General features: G+C 26.7%; 1 protein-coding gene and 1 pseudogene. Both read right to left on the reverse strand.

The window, feature by feature from the left end; genetic code table 11:
• A pseudogene (locus tag CQA53_RS11400) lies at positions 1-545 on the reverse strand (hypothetical protein); the annotation flags it as partial.
• Entirely contained in the window at positions 538-1290 is a 753-nt protein-coding gene (locus tag CQA53_RS11405) for a hypothetical protein (RefSeq protein WP_115544018.1), read from the reverse strand. The gene CQA53_RS11405 and the pseudogene CQA53_RS11400, both read right to left, overlap by 8 nt.
• Positions 1291-1422 lie beyond the last annotated feature (132 nt).

A 1422-nucleotide genomic window follows, 5' to 3' on the forward strand; every position in this document is an offset into this window, starting at 1 on the left:
TATTGTGTGATATGTGGTTTTAAAAGTGCGTTTAATTTATCAATTAACTCGTGTATGTTTTGTATATCATTAACATAATATAGGTTTGATTCATCAATTACAAATTCCTTTTTCTCTAAAAAGAGAGTAAAGCACAGATTGTTTGTTAATTTTGGACTTTTAGGGTTGCTGAATCTCATAGAATGTATATAAAAACTCCCTAATTGAAGTATTATTTTTTTACCAATATATTTTTCAATAATAAGATAGTTATCAGTAATATACAATCTTTTAAAATTGAATAATTTTAAGATTCCTGATAAAAAAATATAACATATAACTAACCAAAATAAAATTAAAAATAGCCCACGAAATCCATTAAGCGGAGATGCTGTCCAAAATATTGTATGGGTAATAATAGAACACACTACAATACTTATTGCAATAAAATAAAAGCGATATATTTTGGCTTGCACAGAAAAAGATCTTTTTATCTCATAAGCAATATTCTCAAATTTATTACAATGGCATTCTAAGCCTTTATAAATCACCTTATCATCAGCCATTATTTGCCTCTTTTCGCAGGGAATCTATTTCATCAAAATATGGAATACTTCCAAAGATATTTTTAGGACTTTTAATATTTAAATAATCTTTATCTTTCAAACTCGAAAGATAGCTTATAATATGTGGCTTCAATATTTCACTTATTTTTTTGCAAGTATCATCTGCAAACTCAATTTGAAAGAGAGAATATTTAATCTTTTTATCAAAACCTAAAAAGTCTATAGTGTCATTAAAAAATATTACACCGATATAATCGTTGCTTTCATATATACAAAAACTCCCTAAAGGCAACACAATATCTTGTCCTAAATACTTTTTTATTACTAGCGTATTATTAGTAATGTATAATTTCTTAAAGTTAATAGATTTAACCACGCCCGACAAAAGATATAAAAGGCATAGTAAAAGGATGATTGTAGCTATAAAAGCTTGTATATCATATCTGCCAAGTAAATATTTATCTATGATTTTTATAATAAATATAGCAAATACAATGCGTAATCCATAGAACCAAAATTGTCCGAGTTTTGTAGTTAGATTTCTATTTTTCTCCAACTCCCATATAATCTCATCACCATTAGAATCTAGTTTGATATAAGATTCTGTGTTATTTTTAGAATTTTGATTTTTAGTTTCTGTATTGTTCTTAGAATCTAGCTTTATTTCTTTAGGATTAGTGCTAGATTCCAAGTCTTTAGATTCTAATTCTTGCTTGTTTTCATTTATATTTTCTTTCTCTTTCATTTAATTACCTCCTTTCCCCCATTCCCCAGATTCTTTAGTCCTGATACTGCTCTATTCTCAATAGTGATATTGCTTATATGTTTATCTATATTGTCATCAGTTATATCAAATACCATATAAGCACATCTCATA

The sequence above is a fragment of the Helicobacter didelphidarum genome (genome assembly GCF_003364195.1).
Lineage (GTDB): Bacteria > Campylobacterota > Campylobacteria > Campylobacterales > Helicobacteraceae > Helicobacter_A > Helicobacter_A didelphidarum.

Coding starts and splice junctions, on each gene's coding strand:
- CQA53_RS11405 (WP_115544018.1), bottom strand. CDS start 1,290: ATGAAAGAGAAAGAAAATATAAATGAAAACAAGCAAGAATTAGAATCT.